The organism is Stenomitos frigidus ULC18 (assembly GCF_003003795.1).
GTDB classification, from domain to species: Bacteria; Cyanobacteriota; Cyanobacteriia; order Leptolyngbyales; family Leptolyngbyaceae; genus Stenomitos; species Stenomitos frigidus_A.
This window is the reverse complement of sequence record NZ_PVWK01000052.1, coordinates 59,942-77,811: the sequence shown is the minus strand read 5'-3', so window position 1 is coordinate 77,811 and position 17,870 is coordinate 59,942. Positions and strand designations below refer to the sequence as shown.

The window sequence follows — 17,870 nt, the reverse complement described above, 5'->3', positions numbered from 1 at the left end:
ACCGTTCCACAAGCCCTCAGAGCTTGGGCTAATCAACTGCATCAGGTCTTTCATTTCCTTGTATGAAACCACCCTGCATCTGCCATCTGTAATCAAGGTAAGAATGCCCCAAGCGCTCAGCAAATTCGCATGCACCCTGCCCAATCTTGGCTTTGCAATAGCAGCACCACACGATCCCGTTGGACTATCAATCAATGACGCATAGGTAGTAAAGCCACAGATCGACATTAGAAACCAGTTCACGTTCAGCAGTCACGTTCAAGCCACTTTTCCACGCATAGACGTTGACATCACTAAAGTTCGCATTCAATTGGCTGAGTTGTTCGCTGGGTCTCACGTAATAGGTCTGCAAGCAAAAGTTATGGGATTCATCCTTCACTACCACATGGGCGGAAGCGTTCAACTGTTTAAGGGTCGTTGAGGGATTGAACAAGCGTAGCAAAGCCAGCATCACCAAATCCACGTAAATCTTCAACGGGTTAAGGTCGAGCCGCTTCCTAAAATCAAATTCTCGCTCCAGCCCCTGAAGGTTATGACTTGAGAAACAGAAATAACCACCAGGCCTGCCAACCCGGCACACTTCTTGAAAAACCTTCAATCGATCGGCGTGCGAAACGTAGTCAATGCCATTAAAACTAAACAAAATGAAATCAAACGAATCGTCTTGAAACCGACTCAGATCTCTAGCGTCGCAAACTTCAAACAGCGCTGTTTGAGAAGAAGCTGCAAAACGCTTCTTGCAGGCTGCAATCATCGCAGTGGAATAATCGATGCCGGTATAGTCCGCCACGATCGCAGCAAAGTGCTTCGTTGTCCGACCGCCGCCAACCCCAATGTCGAGCATTTTCATGCCAGGTAAGCGATCGTGAAGGAGGTCGAGAACGGTCTGTTCTGCAGGCTGTAACGCACCTAGCTGTGCGTAGTGCCGCACAATACGAGCAGCCGCATAGGCATTCTGATTACGATCGCCAACCATACCCAATCTGTTCCAATGATGGATGCCGCTACGAGAATTCCATCACAGGTATGGAAAGCTAATCGATAAGACTGAATCACGCCTTAAGAGAGACCGGGTTTCTGCATGAACAAGCACCGTTGGGTATCCAGGTAATTTCTAGAAACCCGGTCTCTGCATCAGCCCTTGACAACGAGGTGCTGCCTCACAACAGACACGATCGTATCAGTCCAATGAGTGACCAGATCAGCAGTGACCGCTTCTACCATGACGCGAATGAGCGGCTCAGTGCCAGAAGCACGAACAAGAACCCGCCCTTGATCACCCATAGCGGCTTCTGCTTGCGCGATCACCTGTCGCAGTGGATCGCAGTTTTGCCAATCCAGTCGTCGGGCGCGATCGTCTACCCGCACATTTTGCAACCGTTGAGGATAGGTCTGGAAGCTGCGATCGACCAGAGTGCTCAGCGAAGCGCCCGACCGCTGGACTAGAGCAGCCAGATGAAGCGCAGTCAACAGGCCATCACCACTCACGCTGTAGTGGCTACAGAGAATATGACCCGACTGCTCACCACCCAAGACAGAGCCATGTCGCACCATTTCGGCATGCACATATTGATCGCCAACAGCCGCACGAATCAGCTTGCCGCCCTGCTTTTCCCAGGCACGCTCAAAGCCTAAATTAGACATGACTGTGGCGACGATCGTATCACCGGGTAGCTGTTGAGCCTGCCGTAAGGACTGACCCCAGAGATACAGGATATAGTCACCATCCACTACACGACCACTCGCATCTACTGCCAGCACGCGATCGGCATCCCCATCAAACGCAAACCCCAAAGCGGCATGATGCTCCTGAACAGACGCTTGCAGCGTTGCCAGGTGGGTTGAACCACAGTTGACATTGATGCGATCGCCATCTGGCTGATCGTGGAGACAAATCACTGTTGCGCCAAGCGCCCTAAACGCTTGCGGCGCCAGGTGTACTGCAGCCCCCCAAGCCAAGTCCAACACAACTCGCATACCTTGCAGCGGTAAAGCGGATGCTTTTGCCAATAGCGGGTTTTGAATGGATGCTAGATAGTCACTGAGCAACTCTGAGCGATAGTAGTTTTGCCCGCAGCGATAGCTACCGGTGCCCGCGCCAACATCACTCACTAGCCCTGCCGTGTCGTTGCCTCGCAAGGCTGCCTCGATGTGTTCTTGTACGGACAGCGACAGCTTACTTCCACTCGCGCCAAAGAACTTAATGCCGTTATCTTCTGGCGGATTGTGGCTGGCAGAAATCATTACGCCACCGATCGCGCCTAACGTACTAGTCAGATGTGCAACAGCAGGTGTGGGGCATAGTCCCAAATTCCACACCTCCACACCAGCCGCATTGAGACCAGCAGAAAGCGCCATCGCTAACATACTTCCAGAGTTGCGCGAGTCTTGCCCAATGATGACAGGAGCATCGCTATCAGTCTGCGATCGGAGAATATGTCCTGCCCAAAAGCCAATTTGCAATGCTAGCGGTGCCGTCAGTAGATCTCCAGCACGCCCACGAATACCATCCGTACCAAACAAGCGACTTTCTGGAAGGTTGAGCCCTCCCCACCCGGAACCAACTAGTAGACTAGTCGCCACAGCGTCATCAACAAGTGGCGACGAAGCTAACGACGATCGTGTCACTTCAGGAGTAGATGACTGTTGCAGCGGCACCAAGCCGACACTCTCGGACGGTTGCGTCCTCACTGGAGATTGAACCATACACTAAATAACCCCACACAACACACTCACAGTGGAGGATAACATTTTCTTCAGAAATGCGATTGATGCCACGCCACTAAACGAAGCGTCTAATGAATGGCTATGTCCACCAATATCGATGAGGGAACCAAATTTTGGACTCAACGTTGAGGTCGCTTCAATCGAGCGCCGAGCGATAGCGGTTGGTTAGCATTCAGAGCCGCTACACGCCCAGCACTTTAAGCAGTGCTTGCATCTCTTCCCATGTCAGCCCTTGCTGAATGTAACGAGGATGGCTGGGATCGTAAGGGCTTTGTAGGCGATCGATGGACTGAATTACAGCATTCTCAGCTAGCACGGGCAGATCCGGATCAAAGGCCGTCGATCGCACTAACGAGCTAGAAAAGCCCCGAAAGATGACAACCTGATCGACCTCGCCTTCTACTATCGTTGTGACCAGTAAAACTTCCTGAGGCTGCTTTTCGGTGTAGCGTTCTAAGCGCTGTCCTGGCATGTCTACCGGGTGAGCCATTTCGCCTACTGTCCCGTTGCCGATCGCCCTTGTCTACCCAGTCGCACTACAACAAAGTAACCGAGGTAGATCACATAAATAGCCAAACCGACCAGCGCTAGAAAACCTAAGAAAAACGGCTTTGTTGTGGGGTGAAACATTGCTCTAAACGCCCAGGGTGGGTCAAGCCAGATACGGCAAAAGGGCTCTTGGAGCAAGGCATCTGTCCCTGTTAAAGCACAACGTAAGACCGGAATTTGAGCGATCGCGCCAAGGCCACAGTAAAGTGATACAGCCCAACGCCAGGAAACAAAGCTTAATTTCAGCCGACTAGACGGCTGTTCTTTGATTTCTTCATTTAAATCAGCCCAAAACCAGAGGGACACCGGAATTAAGACCCGTGCCACCCAGCCAGCAATAAACCCAACTGGTAGCGCTCCAATGAGTAAATACACCGTGATTGCCAGCAAGCTCGAAACACGCCAGTAAATGACCAGCAGGCTCTGCATCGTCTCTGCTTTGGCGATAAAGGCCCAGAGCAGCAGAATGAGCGGCATCAGAACCGTAAACAGGAGTGCCAGTCGATAATCTGTCCAGACAAGCGATGGCAACCAGGAGGGGGACTGCATAAAAATAAGGGTCGACCGGAAACAATTCTTACATTAAAGCTTAAACATTAAAATTGACGAGTAACTCAAACGCCAGTGAGGCATTCCAGCTACTCGTCAATGTATGAGCCTGCGCACTCAAGCGTTACAGAGAATCCAGGGCTTGGCGCTTAGAGTCAGCAGGCATTAGTCGTCATAGATACGACATTCAGCCGCTTCGGGATTATCGTCGCAGTAGATCTCAAGGGAGTTTTTCTTAGGCTTGGTTTCCCGTTGATGCGCGGCTTCAGCTTGCAATTCTTCGACGGCGTCCCAGGCTGCGGCACACTCAGGGGAGGTGCTACCGTTGATGTCGCAAGCAGCGCGGGCTTGCTGCAACTCGTCTTCGATTTTTTCTTTAATATCGCTCATGGATTGTTCGCTACTAATCATTCTCATCAAGTATGGGTTAAGCGCTGGTAAATTACTGGTTCGTAAGTTACAGCCGCTCCTTCAAACATCAGCACCTTACCGATCGCTCGATCGATGTGCATTCACATCCATCACTGTTTTCAGCTCTGCTTGGTAGGGCAAAGAGCAATCGCGCGCCAATGGGAACCTGCCTAATCATTAAAGATTGATCATTAGCCTCAACAAAGCAGAGGATAACGGACAGCATTCCATCTTTACTTATCGTAACGCTAACACCACCTTACCAGATCCGCAAAACGCCCTAGCGAAGCTTGAGAATTATTGAGGCCGTTCTAATAATTGCCCATAATCTTCGAAAGATCGAAACATTTCCAGCTACGCTGGTGATCATCCTTTGCTTAAAGGGGGAGGAGCCAATGACAGGAGGAGACATCGCCAATTCAATGCAGTGGGTCAGTGCGCTGTCCACTCGTCCTTCACTAGAAGCAGCCGTTGATGATGTGGTGCAAAAGGCACAAGCAGCAATGCGAGAGCCCCCCAATGTTGGCTTTGTCTTTATTGCCGCCGCCTTTGCTAGTGAGTATTCTCGTTTAATGCCGCTGCTACAGGAGCGGTTGCCAGCCATACCGATCATTGGGTGTGGTGGGACGGGTGTGGTTGGGACGAAGGGCAACGGACAGCCACAGGAAGTGGAAGGTGAGCCCGCGATCGTGCTCACGCTAGCGACGCTGCCAGGCGTAACCGTACGATCGTTTCACCTCACCGCCGAGCAGTTGCCTGATTTAGACAGTGCGCCCGATGCCTGGGTGGAGTTGATTGATGTGCCAATTGATGACCAACCACAATTCGTTTTACTGGCTGATCAGTCCTTTTCTAAAATTAATGATCTGCTACAGGGGTTAGATTTTGCCTATCCTGGGTCGGTTAAGGTAGGCGGCGTTGCCAGCGCTGCCGCCAATGACGGCAGTAGCGGTTTGTTCTGTGATTACCGCTTATACCGTGAAGGCTTGGTTGGCCTTACCCTGAGCGGCAATGTTGTCTTAGAGACCATCGTCGCTCAGGGTTGCCGACCGATCGGTCAACCGTACTGGGTGACAGAGGGCGAGCGAAATATTCTCTTAGGGCTAGAAGAGCAGGAAGACTCAAACCCTGTACCGCATGGTGGCAGCTCACGAGTGTCCCAAAAGCGTACGCCTTTAGAAGTGCTACAGGATCTGATTCAGACGCTTGACGAAGAAGACCGGATGCTGGCGCAAAATGCGCTCTTCGTGGGTGTCGCTCAGAATGAATTTAAACAAGACTTAGAGCAGGGAGACTTTTTGATCCGATATTTGTTAGGGGTCGATCCCAGAGTTGGCGCGATCGCGATTGGCGATCGTATTCGCCCCGGCCAGCGCATTCAGTTTCATTTGCGTGATGCCGAAGCGTCAGCCGAAGACCTGGAAATGCTGCTTGAACGCTATCAGCAGACAAAACCGACTGACGCGATCGGCGCACTCATGTTTGCCTGTGTGGGAAGGGGGGAACGTTTATACGACGAACCCAACTTCGATTCCCACCTTTTCAGTCGTTATTTTCCTGACGTACCCTTGAGTGGTTTCTTTTGCAGTGGCGAAATCGGGCCTGTCGGCAACAGCACCTTCCTACATGGGTTCACCTCCGCGTTTGGGATTGTACGGCAACCGTAAGAAGGCAGGAAGCAGAAGCAGAAAGGGCAGCAGAGGCAGCAGAATTAACTCAAAACTCGCTGGGGTTGCAATGCAAAGCAGAACTCAAAACTCAAAACTCTGAGAATTGCTGATCGCTGATCGCTGCAATCTCAAGGTCTCCAAAAAGAAATTACCAAGCCACCCGTCATGATTAAGGCCCCTCCGACTAGAATCGGCACGGTAGGCTTGAGACCAAAGCCAAACCAGTTGATCAGTTGAGCGACCAAGAAAAACAGCGTCACGTAGACACCCAGCAAGCGCCCAAAGTCCCAGAGTGGAAGGTTTACAACCACACCGTAAGACAGCAAGACAAGGCCGCCCAGCAGTATCAATTCAGTGCGCCTTAGCAAGACCGTACTTTGCAAACCCGATCGCACCAAGGCATCGCCACCTACCTCTAGTACAGCCGCCATAAGCAGTACCAGTAAAGTCATTCCACTACTCAATCTAAACACTCCTAGATCTAAATTCGTTATGACAAGCGTAAGGTTACGGCGTTATCGATCGATTGTGGCTGACCCTCGGCGTCGATCGCGCTAAAGCGCTCAAAGTGGCGACGGGCAGCGTTAGGAAACTCAGGAAACGTGAACGTCGCGTCACCATTGGCAAGGTCTGCCCAAAAGTAGCGCAGGCTAGGGGCAAGTGCCTCAGCTTCAGCCTGAGATAACTTCAAGGCTGGCTGCATTAAGAGCTGGAGCATAAACGGCTGGGATCGATCGCCCATGAAGTCACGCGACGTTTGCTGCAACGTCTCCCACCCAGGCACAGACTCAACGCGACCGGAGGTGATTTGGAGCGATCGCTGACCGCGATCGTCCGTCTGCAACTCCAGCACACGATAGGGATGGGGATAGCTCACCAGCGATCCAGTTGTGATGTCATAAACCCCTTTAGAGTAAGCGACATCCTGCACATGCAAATGCCCTGTAAACACTAACTGCACACCCGCGTTGCGCAGCAGTTGAAGCAGTGTTGGCGCATTGTCCAGCATGTAACGCTGCCCGATCGGATGGCGAGCTTGTCCTGGCAGATGTTCCACAACGTTGTGGTGAATCATGACCAGAATCAAATCGTTTTGGTGGGTTTCTAGCACTTGCTGCAGCCAGACCAATTGCTCATCATCTAAGCATCCCAATTGCTTGTCTTGAGCATTAAACTGATTAGAGTTCAGCGCAATCAGTCGCACTCCTGGCAGCAATTGGCAGGTGTAATACAGTTGCTTGGGATTGTCATAGCCAAACGATCGGTAGTAGTGTGGAAAGTCCGCTAGCCCGATCGACGTATGATTAGCCTGCAAACTGGGTACATCATGGTTACCAGGGATCACATACGTCGGATATGGTAGTTGCGCCAACCGTTCTGCCAGCCAGGTGTGGTTTGCCGGTTCGCCATGCTGGGTCAAATCGCCAGGCAGGAGAAGGAAATCAAGCTCACACTCGCTCAAGCGATCGAGAATGTTTTCCAAGACCGGAATGCTGACTTCAACCAAATGAAAGCGGCTGGGATGGTTCCAAATCGTCTGCGGTAGGGCAATGTGTAGATCGCTAATGACAGCAAAGCGAAAATTAAGACTCATAGGTGCCTCACTTGTCTATTGTGCGTGTGCGTGAGCATGTCAACCCACTCAGTAAGAAATATCAGACGCCCATCAGCCCACCTGACTGGGACAGTCTTTATCATGCCTTCGATCGACCGCTTCATCTAGACATTGGTTGCGGCAAGGGTCGGTTCCTCTTGCAAATGGCACAGGTGCAGCCAGACTGGAATTTTCTGGGACTGGAGATTCGGGAACCGTTGGTTGATCAGGCGAACGGTTGGAAAACGGAGTTGGGTTTGACCAACCTGCACTATCTCTTTTGCAACGCCAACAATTCCCTACGCCCGTTATTGCAATCGCTCCCTGCGGGAAGGCTCCAACAAGTGTCTATTCAATTTCCCGACCCGTGGTTCAAGCGCAAACACCAAAAGCGCCGCGTCGTACAGCCAGATCTAATCGAAGCTCTGGCAGACGCCCTAGCGCCCGATGGCACCGTCTTCATCCAATCTGATGTGGCAGAAGTTGCCATAGAGATGCGCGATCGTCTCGCCGCCCATACCGCCTTTACCTGCAAGAGTGCTGACTGGCTACCGACAAACCCTCTCCCCATCCCCACCGAACGCGAAACTTCAACAATGGAGCGGGGAGAAGCCGTATACCGATCGGTGTTTGTCAGGAAAGTGGTTGGTGGTTAGTAGGTCAAAATTCAAAACTCAAAACTCTCTAGCGTAGCGGCGCGAAGCGCTACTCAAAACTCAAAATATTTCCTACCCTTCAGGAAGCCAAAGCTACGGAAACGCTTCGCGTTTCTTGAATACCGAAGGCTATACAAAACTCAAAACTCTCCCCTCCCTAAACCCACGACGGTAGCCACATTCGCAGGCGAAATTCGAGCGACGAGAGCGGCAACCCTAAGTAGATGGGCAACCAGAAGATAAACGCCAGTACGATGAGAACGATCGCAACGATGCCAATGGTTCTCAAGTTGGCTTGCTTACTGTGGAGCCAACGATCGACTAACCAGGCGATCGCCATCGACGCAAACACCGAAGCGCCCATGTAGTGATACAAAAACGTGCAGCGGGTCACCCGAACCCAGGGCAGCAAGTTGGCGGCGTAGTTCACGCAGAGAAAGAGCGCTAACCAGACTTCGGTCGCATTTAAGAGCGGGCGGCGATCGTTGTCTAACAGCTCCTCGCCAGACTGTCCTTGAGCGTCACCTTGCACCGTCAGCCAGGTCACAATCTGTTGCGTTAGCACAATGAACATCAGCACGATCGCCAGGGTCGACAGCCACCAAAGCAGCGGATTGCCGATCGCATGAACATCGTAAATCACCGTACTACCGGGTCGCACAGAGGGGTCACTAGAGAACAGCGGGCCACCTTGAGCTTCCACTTTGTAGTAGTAAGCGACCGGACGCCACATAAAAATCCAGGTGTACCATTCTGCGCAATAGGGATGCACTTTCGGTCCACTCCCCACACGCTCGTGATAATCCAAGATTTGTTTCTGCAGTTCCCAAAAGCTGGCTGTCGTATAGAACTTCAAATGAGGAATCCAGATCAGGCGGTAAAACACCGCTGGCACAACAACCAGGTTTAGCACCAGTTGCCACGGCGCTAATCGCGTCAACCGTTGTAGTGGGCTGTGTATCTGATTAGTCGGCCCTGCTTCTGTCGCAGTATTCAATACAGCCAGTTCAGTATTACGGGGAAATTTAGACTGGAGCCAGCGGAGCAACCAGGCGACCAACCACAGCCCATAGGCACCAAAGAGAAACCAGAGTCCATTCCACTTGATCGAGGCGGAGGCTCCAAAGAAGATGCCGGAACCGACCAAATAAACGCTACGCCAGGGCGATCGCGCCTCCAACGCCAGTAGAAAGCACCACAACCCCAGTAGCCCAAAGATGACAAGATAGACGTTATTCAATGCATAACGGGACTCGACTAAAAATAAGCCATCCAGCGCTGCAAAAAGCCCCGCAAGAAAGGCATAACTGCGCCGCTGGCTCAATTGATAGGCAATCCCTGCCACTACCAATGGGATGAAAGAACCTGTCAGCGCGTTGAGCCAGCGGTAACTCCATGTTGTGTATTCGGCACCTGCGAGACGATTAGCCGTATCGTGACCGATCGGCATCTGATTGCCCAGCCAAATACCGATCGCAATCAAATACTTGCTCAGCGGTGGATGACCATCAAAGAGCGGAGTCTTAGTCAGGTAATCGTGGGCAAATTTGACGTAGTAGACTTCATCAAAGACCAAACTGTTGAACCGCCCCAAGCCCCAAAAGCGCAGAGCAAGGGACACGATCAGCAATCCAGCCAAGCCAATCTTGAACCAGGAGTCAGACAAACCTGACGGCTTTTTTAACAAACTCATAGCTCACGTTCAGTCCTTCCATATGCGTTCCTACTTTCGCACAGGGAAGAGGGTCAGCCATAGACCTTGAGTGGCAAAGTTTAGCAACGTAGCGGTCAGCCTCCTGCCACCAGAACCGATCGCAAAGCATGTAGAATAAGCCAGACGATGCGGACGAGCGAGCGATCGTACAAATGTCACTGCTATGACAACAGAACAACGGCTTGACACCATTGATCATCGCCTCGAAATCATCACCGAGCAGATCGGCAGGCTCACCGAAAGTACGACCGAATTTAGAGCCGACATGGCAGAAATTAAGGAAACCATCAAAGCAAACAGCGCTCAAATTGCTGAAGTCAGCGTCCAGATCAGCCACTTAACCGATGGCATGACTGAATTTAGAGCCGACATGGCAGAAATTAAAGAAACGGTCAGGGAGCAATCTAAAACCAGCCAGCAGCAAGCCGAAAGCGTGGCGCGACTGTCTCGCATTGTGGAACAATTGCTGGAAACCAGGCGTTAGTGCGATCGCATTCGGTGGATGTTGTGATCAAGGAATATCTCTACTTTCCCAGCCACAATCTGATGAATAGTCTCAGAATTTACAGTCTCGGAGTCGATGATGCCGCCGATCGCCATTGTGTTACTTTCAGGCGGGCTTGATTCCGCCACTGCAGCGGCTCAGGCGATCGCCGATGGTTACCGTATCATTGCCTTGTCTCTTAACTATGGGCAACGCCATGTGCGCGAACTCCTTGCCGCTAAGCAAATTGCTGCTCAACTGGGCATCCAGGAGCACTTCATTATGGTGGTCAATCTGGCACAGTGGGGCGGTTCTTCACTGACTGATCAGACTGTCACCATGCCACATGACGGTGTCCAAACCAACGTCATCCCAAATACCTATGTGCCGGGGCGCAATACCGTGTTTATCGCGATCGCCCTTTCACTGGCAGAAGCCAAAGACGCAGACGCCATTTACCTGGGCATCAATGCCGTAGACTACTCCGGCTATCCCGACTGCCGACCTGCGTATCTGGAGGCATTTCAGCATCTCGCCAGACTGTCTTCTAAAGCAGGGCTTGAAGGCAACGCGCCAAAGCTGGTCGCACCGTTAGTGATGGATAGCAAAGCCGATATTGTGCGTCGTGCTCTGAAACTGGGAGTGCCGATCGCCCAAACCTGGTCTTGTTACGAAGGCAAAGAAGAGCCTTGCGGGCTATGTGATTCCTGCCGCATTCGCGATCGTGCCCTGATTGAAGCGGGACATGCGGCACTGGCAACGGCGATCGGGCAAACACTTCATAGCCCATCCCTTTGAGCTTTTAGGCCTCCGATTTCTTAGAGAAATCGGAGGCCTTTGGGTGACACTTACCTATTCCTCCTCACCTTCGCCGCCGCCTTCGTCTTCACCGCCTTCGTCGTAGCTGGCTTCAGCATCTCCATAGTCCTCTTCAGATTCCTCTTCGGGTTCTGCTTCAGACTCCTCTTCTTCGGAATCCTCTTCTTCAGATTCGTCCTCTTCAGAGTCCTCTTCGTAGCTGTCTTCTGTCTCTTCAGAGTCTTCTTCTTCAGACTCTTCGTCCTCTTCGGAATCCTCTTCTTCGGAATCCTCTTCTTCAGATTCGTCGTCTTCAGAGTCTTCTTCGTAGCTGTCTTCTATTTCCTCAGAGTCTTCTTCATTTTCGTCCTCAGACTCCTCGTCCTCGTCCTCCGATTCCTCCTCTTCAGACTCCTCTTCGTAGCTGTCTTCTGTCTCTTCAGATTCTTCAGATTCTTCAGAGGTTTCCTCGTAGCTATACTCAGTTTCTTCAGAAGTCTCTTCAGAGGTTTCCTCGTAGCTATACTCGGTTTCTTCAGAGGTCTCTGTCAGCGTAAATTCTTCGTACTCGTCCTCATATTCAGCGAAGTACAGCGAATCCAGATCTTCGTAGTCTGAAATGGCGATGAATCCCCCGTTGACGAAAACTGATTGAGCGGCGTATTCGACGGTGTAGTCGTTGTCATACTCGGTTGTGCGGCTAGCCCTAGGAAGCTGCATCGCATGGGCGATCGCGGCGGTTGCACCACTAAATAACGACGTCCGTTCGCCTTGAATGTCCTGGCTCAGGTCGATATCCGCATCCGCCACATGCCGAATCGCCCACAAGTCACCATTGAGGTCGGGATTCGTCATGTAGTCGTAGGGGATGTAGCAGTAGCCGTGATCGCCCCAACCTTCGCCCCAGGAGTTGCGGACGATGAACACTTTATCGGCATCGGAGTAACCCACGCAGAGCATGGCATGTCCGCCATCATGTTGTTCGCTGTCTGGATCGGGCATAGGCACCAAACCCTTCGAGCCAGCCTTTTGAAACGATGAGAATAGATCTAACCCAAAGGTGAAGGGGTAGCCGTCAGCCAAACATTGCCGCATGGCATCGAGGTCAACCTTCACCCGGTAGGCATCTTCAATCAAAAAACTGGTCGCTTCGGTATAGGCGCTTTCATGGGGTGGTTCAAAAATGCGGTGTAGATCAAAGGGCCAGGTCGTTTCGGCGCAGGTGCCATATTTTTTCAGCACCTTAACGCAACTCCGGAGATAGGTGCCCTCATCCGAATCGGTGGCACCATCAAGCTCACGGGCATTGTAGTAAATAAACAGGCGGCTGACATCGTGTGCAGACCCTTTGACCCGCTTTGCCAGATATTCATACGCGCCTGCCATCGCGTTAGCAGTACAGCTATTGGAGTTCCCCTGATTTTCAACCGGAGTCATGTAGGGGCGCAAATCAACTTTTGACGGCAAATCGTCGGTCGATCGACTGGATTTATACGTTTTGTCGTTAGGATTTTTTTTGTCGGGACGATAGCTGCCGAGTTTAATCTGTCCACCATCGGGTGTTTTGACAACCGTTGCTTTGCGAACGTGACGAAAATTTTTGACTGGCATTGAGAGACCTTTACAGAGGGGAAGAGCGATGTGCTCATTCATACAGATTTCCCTGAACCAGAACCGGGCTAACGACAGCTAAAAGACTGGAGATTCACAATTGAGCACGATCGCCAGTCCAACGCTTAACTACTGCATCCGATCAATGGTGCGATATTGAATCGCTTCGGCAACATGCTGAGTTTGCAGGTTCGCATCACCAGACAAATCGGCGATCGTCCGTGCCACCTTGAGAATGCGATCGCTTGCCCGCACTGACAAACCCAATTTGCGAATGGCAGCTTCGAGCAAGTTGCGGGTGCCATCATCCAGCGCACACCACTGCTTCAGGTGGCGACTTTGCATCTCGGCGTTGCAGCGTAACGGTGTCTCTGTAAAACGAGTATGGGCACGATCGCGGGCAACCTGGACGCGATCGCGCACCGATGCCGATTCCTCACCCTTCGGCTGTTGGGTAATTTCTTCTGGCTTCAGGCGATTCACCGCCACTTGCAGATCAATGCGATCCATCAACGGTCCCGACAGCCGCGCCCAATACTGCTCTCTCGCTCTGGGCGTGCAGGTGCAGGGCTGTACCGTATCGGCAAAGTAGCCGCATGGGCAAGGATTAGCACTGGCAACCAAGGTAAACTGCGCTGGAAAGGTGACGGATTGCCGCGTTCGAGAGATGCTCACGAATCCGTCCTCTAGCGGCTGGCGCAGAAACTCCAGCACATCCCGCTTAAATTCGGTGAGTTCATCCAAAAACAAGATCCCTCGGTGTGATAAGGAAATTTCACCCGGTCGAGGAAAGCTGCCACCACCCACTAGCGAAGGTCCTGAAGCCGAATGATGGGGACTGCGAAACGGACGTGTCGCCACCAACGAGCCTTTGTTCTTGAGCAAGCCAGCAACCGAGTGGATTTGAGTCACTTCTAGCGCTTCGTCAAAGGTTAAGGGCGGCAAAATACCAGGAAGACGACGAGCAAGCATCGTTTTGCCACTGCCGGGAGGTCCCACAAAAATTAAATTATGCCCGCCCGCTGCGGCAATTTCGAGCGCCCGACGGGCATGGGCTTGTCCTTTCACATCTTTAAGGTCGGGGCCAGTAAACTGCGCTTGCTCTAATTCCGCTAGCCCATTCACCTGCGTTGGTGTGTACTGCTCAGAGGCGGAGAGAAAGTTGCCCACTTCAGAGAGATGTTGAAACCCAAAAACGGACAAGCCTTTAACCACAGCCGCTTCGCGAGCATTGTCGGCTGGCACGACCAACCCGGAAATGCCAAGGCGTTTGGCTGCAGCAGCGATCGCCAACACTCCCGCTACCGGACGAAGACTGCCATCGAGCGACACCTCGCCTAAAAATAAATACTCATCCAGGAGGTCTGTCTTCACCTGCTCTGAAGCTGCCAAAATGCCAACGCCGATCGGCAAATCAAAACTCGGCCCTTCTTTCCGCAGATCCGCTGGAGTCAGGTTGACCACCACTTTCCGCATGGGAAAGGTGTAGCCCGCATTCTTCAGCGCCGCCCGCACACGCTCTTTCGACTCCTGCACTTCCTGCGAGGGCAGCCCGACTACAACAATACCGGGTAGTCCACCAGCAATATCAACCTCGACACCCACCTTCACAGCGTCGATTCCAACCAGTGATGCACTCCAAACTCTGGCAAGCATAGCCACCCTTAACGTTCTGCTGTCTAGAGTGCCCGTAATGTGTTGGGGCAAAACAGTTAGGGGCTGCCATCAAGATGACTCTGTGGTTGACAATAGGTAGCGTCCCTAATCAGCCCAATTGCCAGCACTACCAGCGGCAAAGCTTCAAAATGCCCCTATTCATAACTCCTATCGAGAGCGGCATTGATACAGGTAAAGTTTTCTCCACTAAAAAGCCCGCTTCCAGCGATCGGGCGGTGTTCCTTTTAGAGGGTGTTTGAAAAGGGGTAGGGGTGTGACAAATTACGCCAACCGCCGCACCATGAGACGCATCATGGTGAGATTAATCATCGTTTCAGCCGTTTCCGGGAGGGCTTCATCGTCACAATTAAGCCGTCGCGACCATTGCCCCCAGCCAGGGGTTCCACCCCTGCACCCCGTCCTAACCAGCATGGCCATAGCTATAACTTGCCGTTTAACGTCCTAAGTCTTGCGATCGCTGATGGGCAGCCAGCACAGCGTCAATGAGCGCCGAACGGAAGCCAGCACGCTCAAGCGCTGCAATGCCCGCGATCGTGGTACCACCGGGGCTCGTCACCTGATCTTTCAACTCTCCTGGATGCGTACCAGACTCCTGAAGCAATTGAGCGGTGCCCTTCACAGTTTGTAGCGCCAGTTTCAACGCGATCGCTCGTGGCAATCCGGCCGCAACCCCACCATCAGCGAGTGCCTCAACCAGTAGCGCTACATAACCAGGTCCCGATCCAGATAGCCCTGTGACGGCATCCATAGCTGATTCGGGCACTTCTACCACTTCACCGACAGCCTCAAAGATTTGACGTGCTCGTGCCAGATGATGCGGAAGAGTATGCGTGCCGGGAGCGATCGCAGTAATCCCTTCGCCCACCGTTGCGGGTGTATTCGGCATCGCTCTGATGACGGGCTGCTGGGGAAACGCGGCTTCTAGCTTGTTCAGCGGTGTTCCAGCCAGAATTGAAAGAACCAATAAAGAGGACGATCGCGCGTCAAAAAGTCCTGACAGTGACGTAGCAACGGCATTAAAGATTTGCGGTTTAATCGCAAGCAACAACACGTCAGCCTCAGCGGTGGCTCGATTATCAGTTGTTACTTGAACACCATATGCCTGCTCTAAAAACTCTCGCCGTACCGCCTGAGGGTCACTCACCAGAACGTCTTGAGGGGCATAAATGCCACGATCGACAAGGCGGGATAAGAGAGCCTCTCCCATTACCCCGCCGCCAATCATACCGAGCTTGATACTCAACTTAACTGTCTCCATTCAGCTTTCAGCAATGAGCCTTCAGCCATCAGCAAACACTCGCTGAATGATGAACGCTGAACGCTTCTATTACTGCGCCATTCTCATTTGCTCACTTGCCCATGCTGGCGTTGGTGCCGCTTGGCGAGTTGTGCGAACCTGGGGCTGCTGAGGTTGAGGCGCTTCGTAGCCTGGAACGCCTTGCGTACTGACCTGAACACAGCTGGGAGTAAACAAGAAAATGCTTTCGCCAATGCGCTCTTGGTGTCCGTCGATCGCGTAGGTACCACCCGCAACAAAGTCAACCGCACGTTGGGCCTGATCAGGGTCCATAATCGTCAAGTTAAGGACGACGGACTTACGCTCGCGCAGCGCCTGAATGGCTTGAGGCATCTCTTCAAATGAGCGTGGTTCCATCACCACAACCTCAGACACGCCGTTAACACCTGGCATCCCGATCACATTACCCATTGGAGACACTCCCATGGAACCAATTTCGGTGCCCAAAGGAGCCCGTTCGCGCAATCTGCTAGGACGGCGAGTGCGTGCATCTTCCTGAGGCGCAGCGGGTTGAGCATGCTCCTGCTGGTAGAGATTCTGGTACTCGTCACCATCCATTTCGTCGTACTCGTATTCGTAATCCATAGGTTCGTTAAATCCAACAAAGTCCCGTAGCTTAGTAAAGATGTTGCTCACTGTTCACGCTCCATCACGATCAGGTTGAAATCGGAAAACATATAGTATGGCGACCAGATTTGCAGGAATAAAGCTCAATCTAGTCTGTATATCGGAAAGAAGATTGCCTCTTGAAACTTTTAGTAAAAGCCCAATGGATGAAGGCTCATATCCGCAAGCAAATCGCTCAGGCACCCTGCTTATTTTAACTAGCCTACTTTGACTGAATTGAAAGAATAGTATACATCCAGATTCCAAAATCTAAGCATGCTGAAAAAAGTTTTTCCGATCAGATCTTTAAATCATTGACGTAACCTTGAAACAAGTCGGCTTATAGCGCTGTACTTGCCATATAGCATTGTACTTGCCAAAGCTGGAACTCTAGCATTCAAGATACTCCATCTTTTGAAAAGCGCTGCACTTTTTCTTGAATTCTGATACTTTTATTTTTTCTTAAATTTCGACGTTCGATCTGAGCAGCGAATACAGTATGTTTCAACCAGTTTTGGGAACGACTATGTGGAACGATCGCCGAATAGGATGCGCCCTAACCGAATCATGGTTGCCCCTGCCTGCACTGCCAAGCCGTAATCATTCGACATCCCCATCGACAATGCTTGCATTTGCAGATGAGGCAAATTCTGTTGTCGAATGGTATTAGCTAATGCAGCAGTCTTTTGAAACACCACACTTGCTTCTGCTGCCGCCAATCCATACGGAAGAATCGTCATTAAACCTTGAATGCTGAGATTTTCGCATTGGTTCAATGCCGAAAGATCGTGCAGTAGTTCGGTCGCTAACCAGCCATATTTCTTTGGGTCGGGCAACAGTTTCACCTGCAGGAGTGATTGTGGCTTGTTGGGAAGTTGGGCAGCTAAGCGATCAAGCCGTTGCGCCAACTTCAAATCATCGATCGAATGAATCCACTGAAAGCACTCCAACGCTTTTTGCGCTTTGTTGCTTTGTAGATGCCCAATCAAATGCCAGGTTATATCCGGTAGATCGCACAGTTGAGCCTGTTTTGCTTCTGCTTCCTGGACGCGATTCTCTGCAAAGTCGCGCACTCCAGCGGCGTAAGCGGCACGCATCGCATCCACTGGAACCTGCTTTGTGACTGCAATTAACCGTACCGAGTCAGGCAGTGTCGCACGAATCTGACTAATTCGTTCTGCGATTGTACCGCTAAGTTGAGAAAACGGTGTCATTGAAATGTTTGTTTATAAATCACCTGAAGCTGATCGAAGTCTTGCTGCTGCCCCTGCCGACGCAGTACTCGCATGCGGTTCTCTACGAGAATGCGAGCATCAGTCCGAGTAAGCGGCTCAAACTCTAATCCTTCGTCTCCACTAGCGACTAAAAAAAACAAGCGCTGCGCATAAAGCGTCGTGAACAACTCACGCGCTGTATCGATAAGACAAACTCTGAAAAGCAAGCCAAAATTCGGGTGATTTAAGTAATTTTCGTTGCTCATTCAGATCTAGGCTGGACGACGATGAGATAGTACATTCTAACGGGGTA

At 51.7% G+C, this 17,870-nt stretch carries 19 protein-coding genes; 5 read left to right on the top strand and 14 right to left on the bottom strand.

Going from position 1 to position 17,870, the window contains the following annotated elements:
* A partial coding sequence (locus C7B82_RS33125) for a hypothetical protein (RefSeq protein ID WP_219904188.1) occupies positions 1–205 on the top strand: 205 nt, incomplete at its 5' end.
* Here the strand turns inward: C7B82_RS33125 and C7B82_RS09175 are convergent.
* The 5 genes from C7B82_RS09175 to C7B82_RS09155 all read right to left on the bottom strand — a co-directional run bounded on the left by C7B82_RS09175 (position 188) and on the right by C7B82_RS09155 (position 4,215).
* Positions 188–976: a class I SAM-dependent methyltransferase gene (locus C7B82_RS09175; RefSeq protein WP_106255989.1), complete on the bottom strand. Its 789-nt coding sequence runs from the start codon at positions 974–976 to the stop codon at positions 188–190. The genes C7B82_RS33125 and C7B82_RS09175 overlap by 18 nt on opposite strands.
* Before the next feature lie 158 nt (positions 977–1,134).
* A complete protein-coding gene (gene glmM, locus C7B82_RS09170; RefSeq protein ID WP_106255988.1) occupies positions 1,135–2,706 on the bottom strand; it encodes a phosphoglucosamine mutase in 1,572 nt (523 codons plus the stop codon).
* A gap of 202 nt (positions 2,707–2,908) precedes the next feature.
* Positions 2,909–3,217 (bottom strand): DUF7734 family protein, encoded by a 309-nt coding sequence (locus C7B82_RS09165; protein ID WP_106255987.1) that lies wholly within the window; start codon positions 3,215–3,217, stop codon positions 2,909–2,911.
* Positions 3,218–3,222: 5 nt separating this feature from the next.
* Positions 3,223–3,825: a DUF3177 family protein gene (locus tag C7B82_RS09160; RefSeq protein ID WP_106255986.1), complete on the bottom strand. Its 603-nt coding sequence runs from the start codon at positions 3,823–3,825 to the stop codon at positions 3,223–3,225.
* A gap of 165 nt (positions 3,826–3,990) precedes the next feature.
* Positions 3,991–4,215 carry a Calvin cycle protein CP12 gene (locus C7B82_RS09155; protein WP_106255985.1) on the bottom strand — a complete coding sequence of 75 codons (225 nt, stop codon included), beginning with the start codon at positions 4,213–4,215 and terminating at the stop codon, positions 3,991–3,993.
* A 416-nt stretch (positions 4,216–4,631) separates the two neighbouring features.
* On the opposite strand from C7B82_RS09155, the gene C7B82_RS09150 reads away from it, so the two are divergent.
* A complete protein-coding gene (locus tag C7B82_RS09150; RefSeq protein ID WP_245939807.1) occupies positions 4,632–5,903 on the top strand; it encodes an FIST signal transduction protein in 1,272 nt (423 codons plus the stop codon).
* 131 nt (positions 5,904–6,034) lie between these two features.
* Here the strand turns inward: C7B82_RS09150 and C7B82_RS09145 are convergent, their stop codons facing one another.
* Both C7B82_RS09145 and C7B82_RS09140 read right to left on the bottom strand, forming a co-directional pair.
* Complete coding sequence (locus tag C7B82_RS09145; RefSeq protein WP_106255983.1) at positions 6,035–6,358, bottom strand: hypothetical protein; 324 nt, start codon at positions 6,356–6,358, stop codon at positions 6,035–6,037.
* Between the two features lie 38 nt (positions 6,359–6,396).
* A complete protein-coding gene (locus C7B82_RS09140; RefSeq protein ID WP_106255982.1) occupies positions 6,397–7,500 on the bottom strand; it encodes a metallophosphoesterase family protein in 1,104 nt (367 codons plus the stop codon).
* Positions 7,501–7,520: 20 nt separating this feature from the next.
* Between C7B82_RS09140 and trmB the strand changes: the two genes are divergently transcribed.
* Positions 7,521–8,156: a tRNA (guanosine(46)-N7)-methyltransferase TrmB gene (gene trmB / locus C7B82_RS09135; protein WP_339375077.1), complete on the top strand. Its 636-nt coding sequence runs from the start codon at positions 7,521–7,523 to the stop codon at positions 8,154–8,156.
* Positions 8,157–8,313: 157 nt separating this feature from the next.
* Here the strand turns inward: trmB and C7B82_RS09130 are convergent, their stop codons facing one another.
* On the bottom strand, positions 8,314–9,849 hold the full coding sequence (locus C7B82_RS09130) for a dolichyl-phosphate-mannose--protein mannosyltransferase (RefSeq protein WP_106255981.1): 1,536 nt from the start codon (positions 9,847–9,849) through the stop codon (positions 8,314–8,316).
* A 184-nt stretch (positions 9,850–10,033) separates the two neighbouring features.
* Between C7B82_RS09130 and C7B82_RS09125 the strand changes: the two genes are divergently transcribed.
* Together C7B82_RS09125 and queC are read left to right on the top strand one after the other, a co-directional pair.
* On the top strand, positions 10,034–10,354 hold the full coding sequence (locus C7B82_RS09125; protein WP_106255980.1) for a hypothetical protein: 321 nt from the start codon (positions 10,034–10,036) through the stop codon (positions 10,352–10,354).
* A gap of 99 nt (positions 10,355–10,453) precedes the next feature.
* Positions 10,454–11,152, top strand: coding sequence for a 7-cyano-7-deazaguanine synthase QueC (gene queC / locus C7B82_RS09120; protein ID WP_219904186.1), 699 nt, complete (start codon positions 10,454–10,456; stop codon positions 11,150–11,152).
* A gap of 54 nt (positions 11,153–11,206) precedes the next feature.
* Here the strand turns inward: queC and C7B82_RS32120 are convergent, their stop codons facing one another.
* The 6 genes from C7B82_RS32120 to pipX form a co-directional block, all read right to left on the bottom strand.
* Positions 11,207–12,763, bottom strand: a complete 1,557-nt coding sequence (locus tag C7B82_RS32120; RefSeq protein ID WP_181357416.1) for a C1 family peptidase — start codon at positions 12,761–12,763, stop codon at positions 11,207–11,209.
* Positions 12,764–12,892: 129 nt separating this feature from the next.
* Positions 12,893–14,419, bottom strand: coding sequence for a YifB family Mg chelatase-like AAA ATPase (locus C7B82_RS09110; protein WP_106255977.1), 1,527 nt, complete (start codon positions 14,417–14,419; stop codon positions 12,893–12,895).
* A 454-nt stretch (positions 14,420–14,873) separates the two neighbouring features.
* The gene (proC, locus tag C7B82_RS09100) at positions 14,874–15,683 is read right to left on the bottom strand and encodes a pyrroline-5-carboxylate reductase (RefSeq protein WP_106255996.1); all 810 of its coding nucleotides are present in this window, start codon (positions 15,681–15,683) and stop codon (positions 14,874–14,876) included.
* A gap of 84 nt (positions 15,684–15,767) precedes the next feature.
* Positions 15,768–16,322 carry a cell division protein SepF gene (locus C7B82_RS09095; protein ID WP_219904176.1) on the bottom strand — a complete coding sequence of 185 codons (555 nt, stop codon included), beginning with the start codon at positions 16,320–16,322 and terminating at the stop codon, positions 15,768–15,770.
* Between the two features lie 545 nt (positions 16,323–16,867).
* On the bottom strand, positions 16,868–17,557 hold the full coding sequence (locus C7B82_RS09090) for a YggS family pyridoxal phosphate-dependent enzyme (protein ID WP_106255975.1): 690 nt from the start codon (positions 17,555–17,557) through the stop codon (positions 16,868–16,870).
* Positions 17,554–17,823 (bottom strand): transcriptional coactivator PipX, encoded by a 270-nt coding sequence (gene pipX, locus C7B82_RS09085; protein ID WP_106255974.1) that lies wholly within the window; start codon positions 17,821–17,823, stop codon positions 17,554–17,556. Before pipX ends, C7B82_RS09090 begins: the two co-directional genes overlap by 4 nt.
* Positions 17,824–17,870 lie beyond the last annotated feature (47 nt).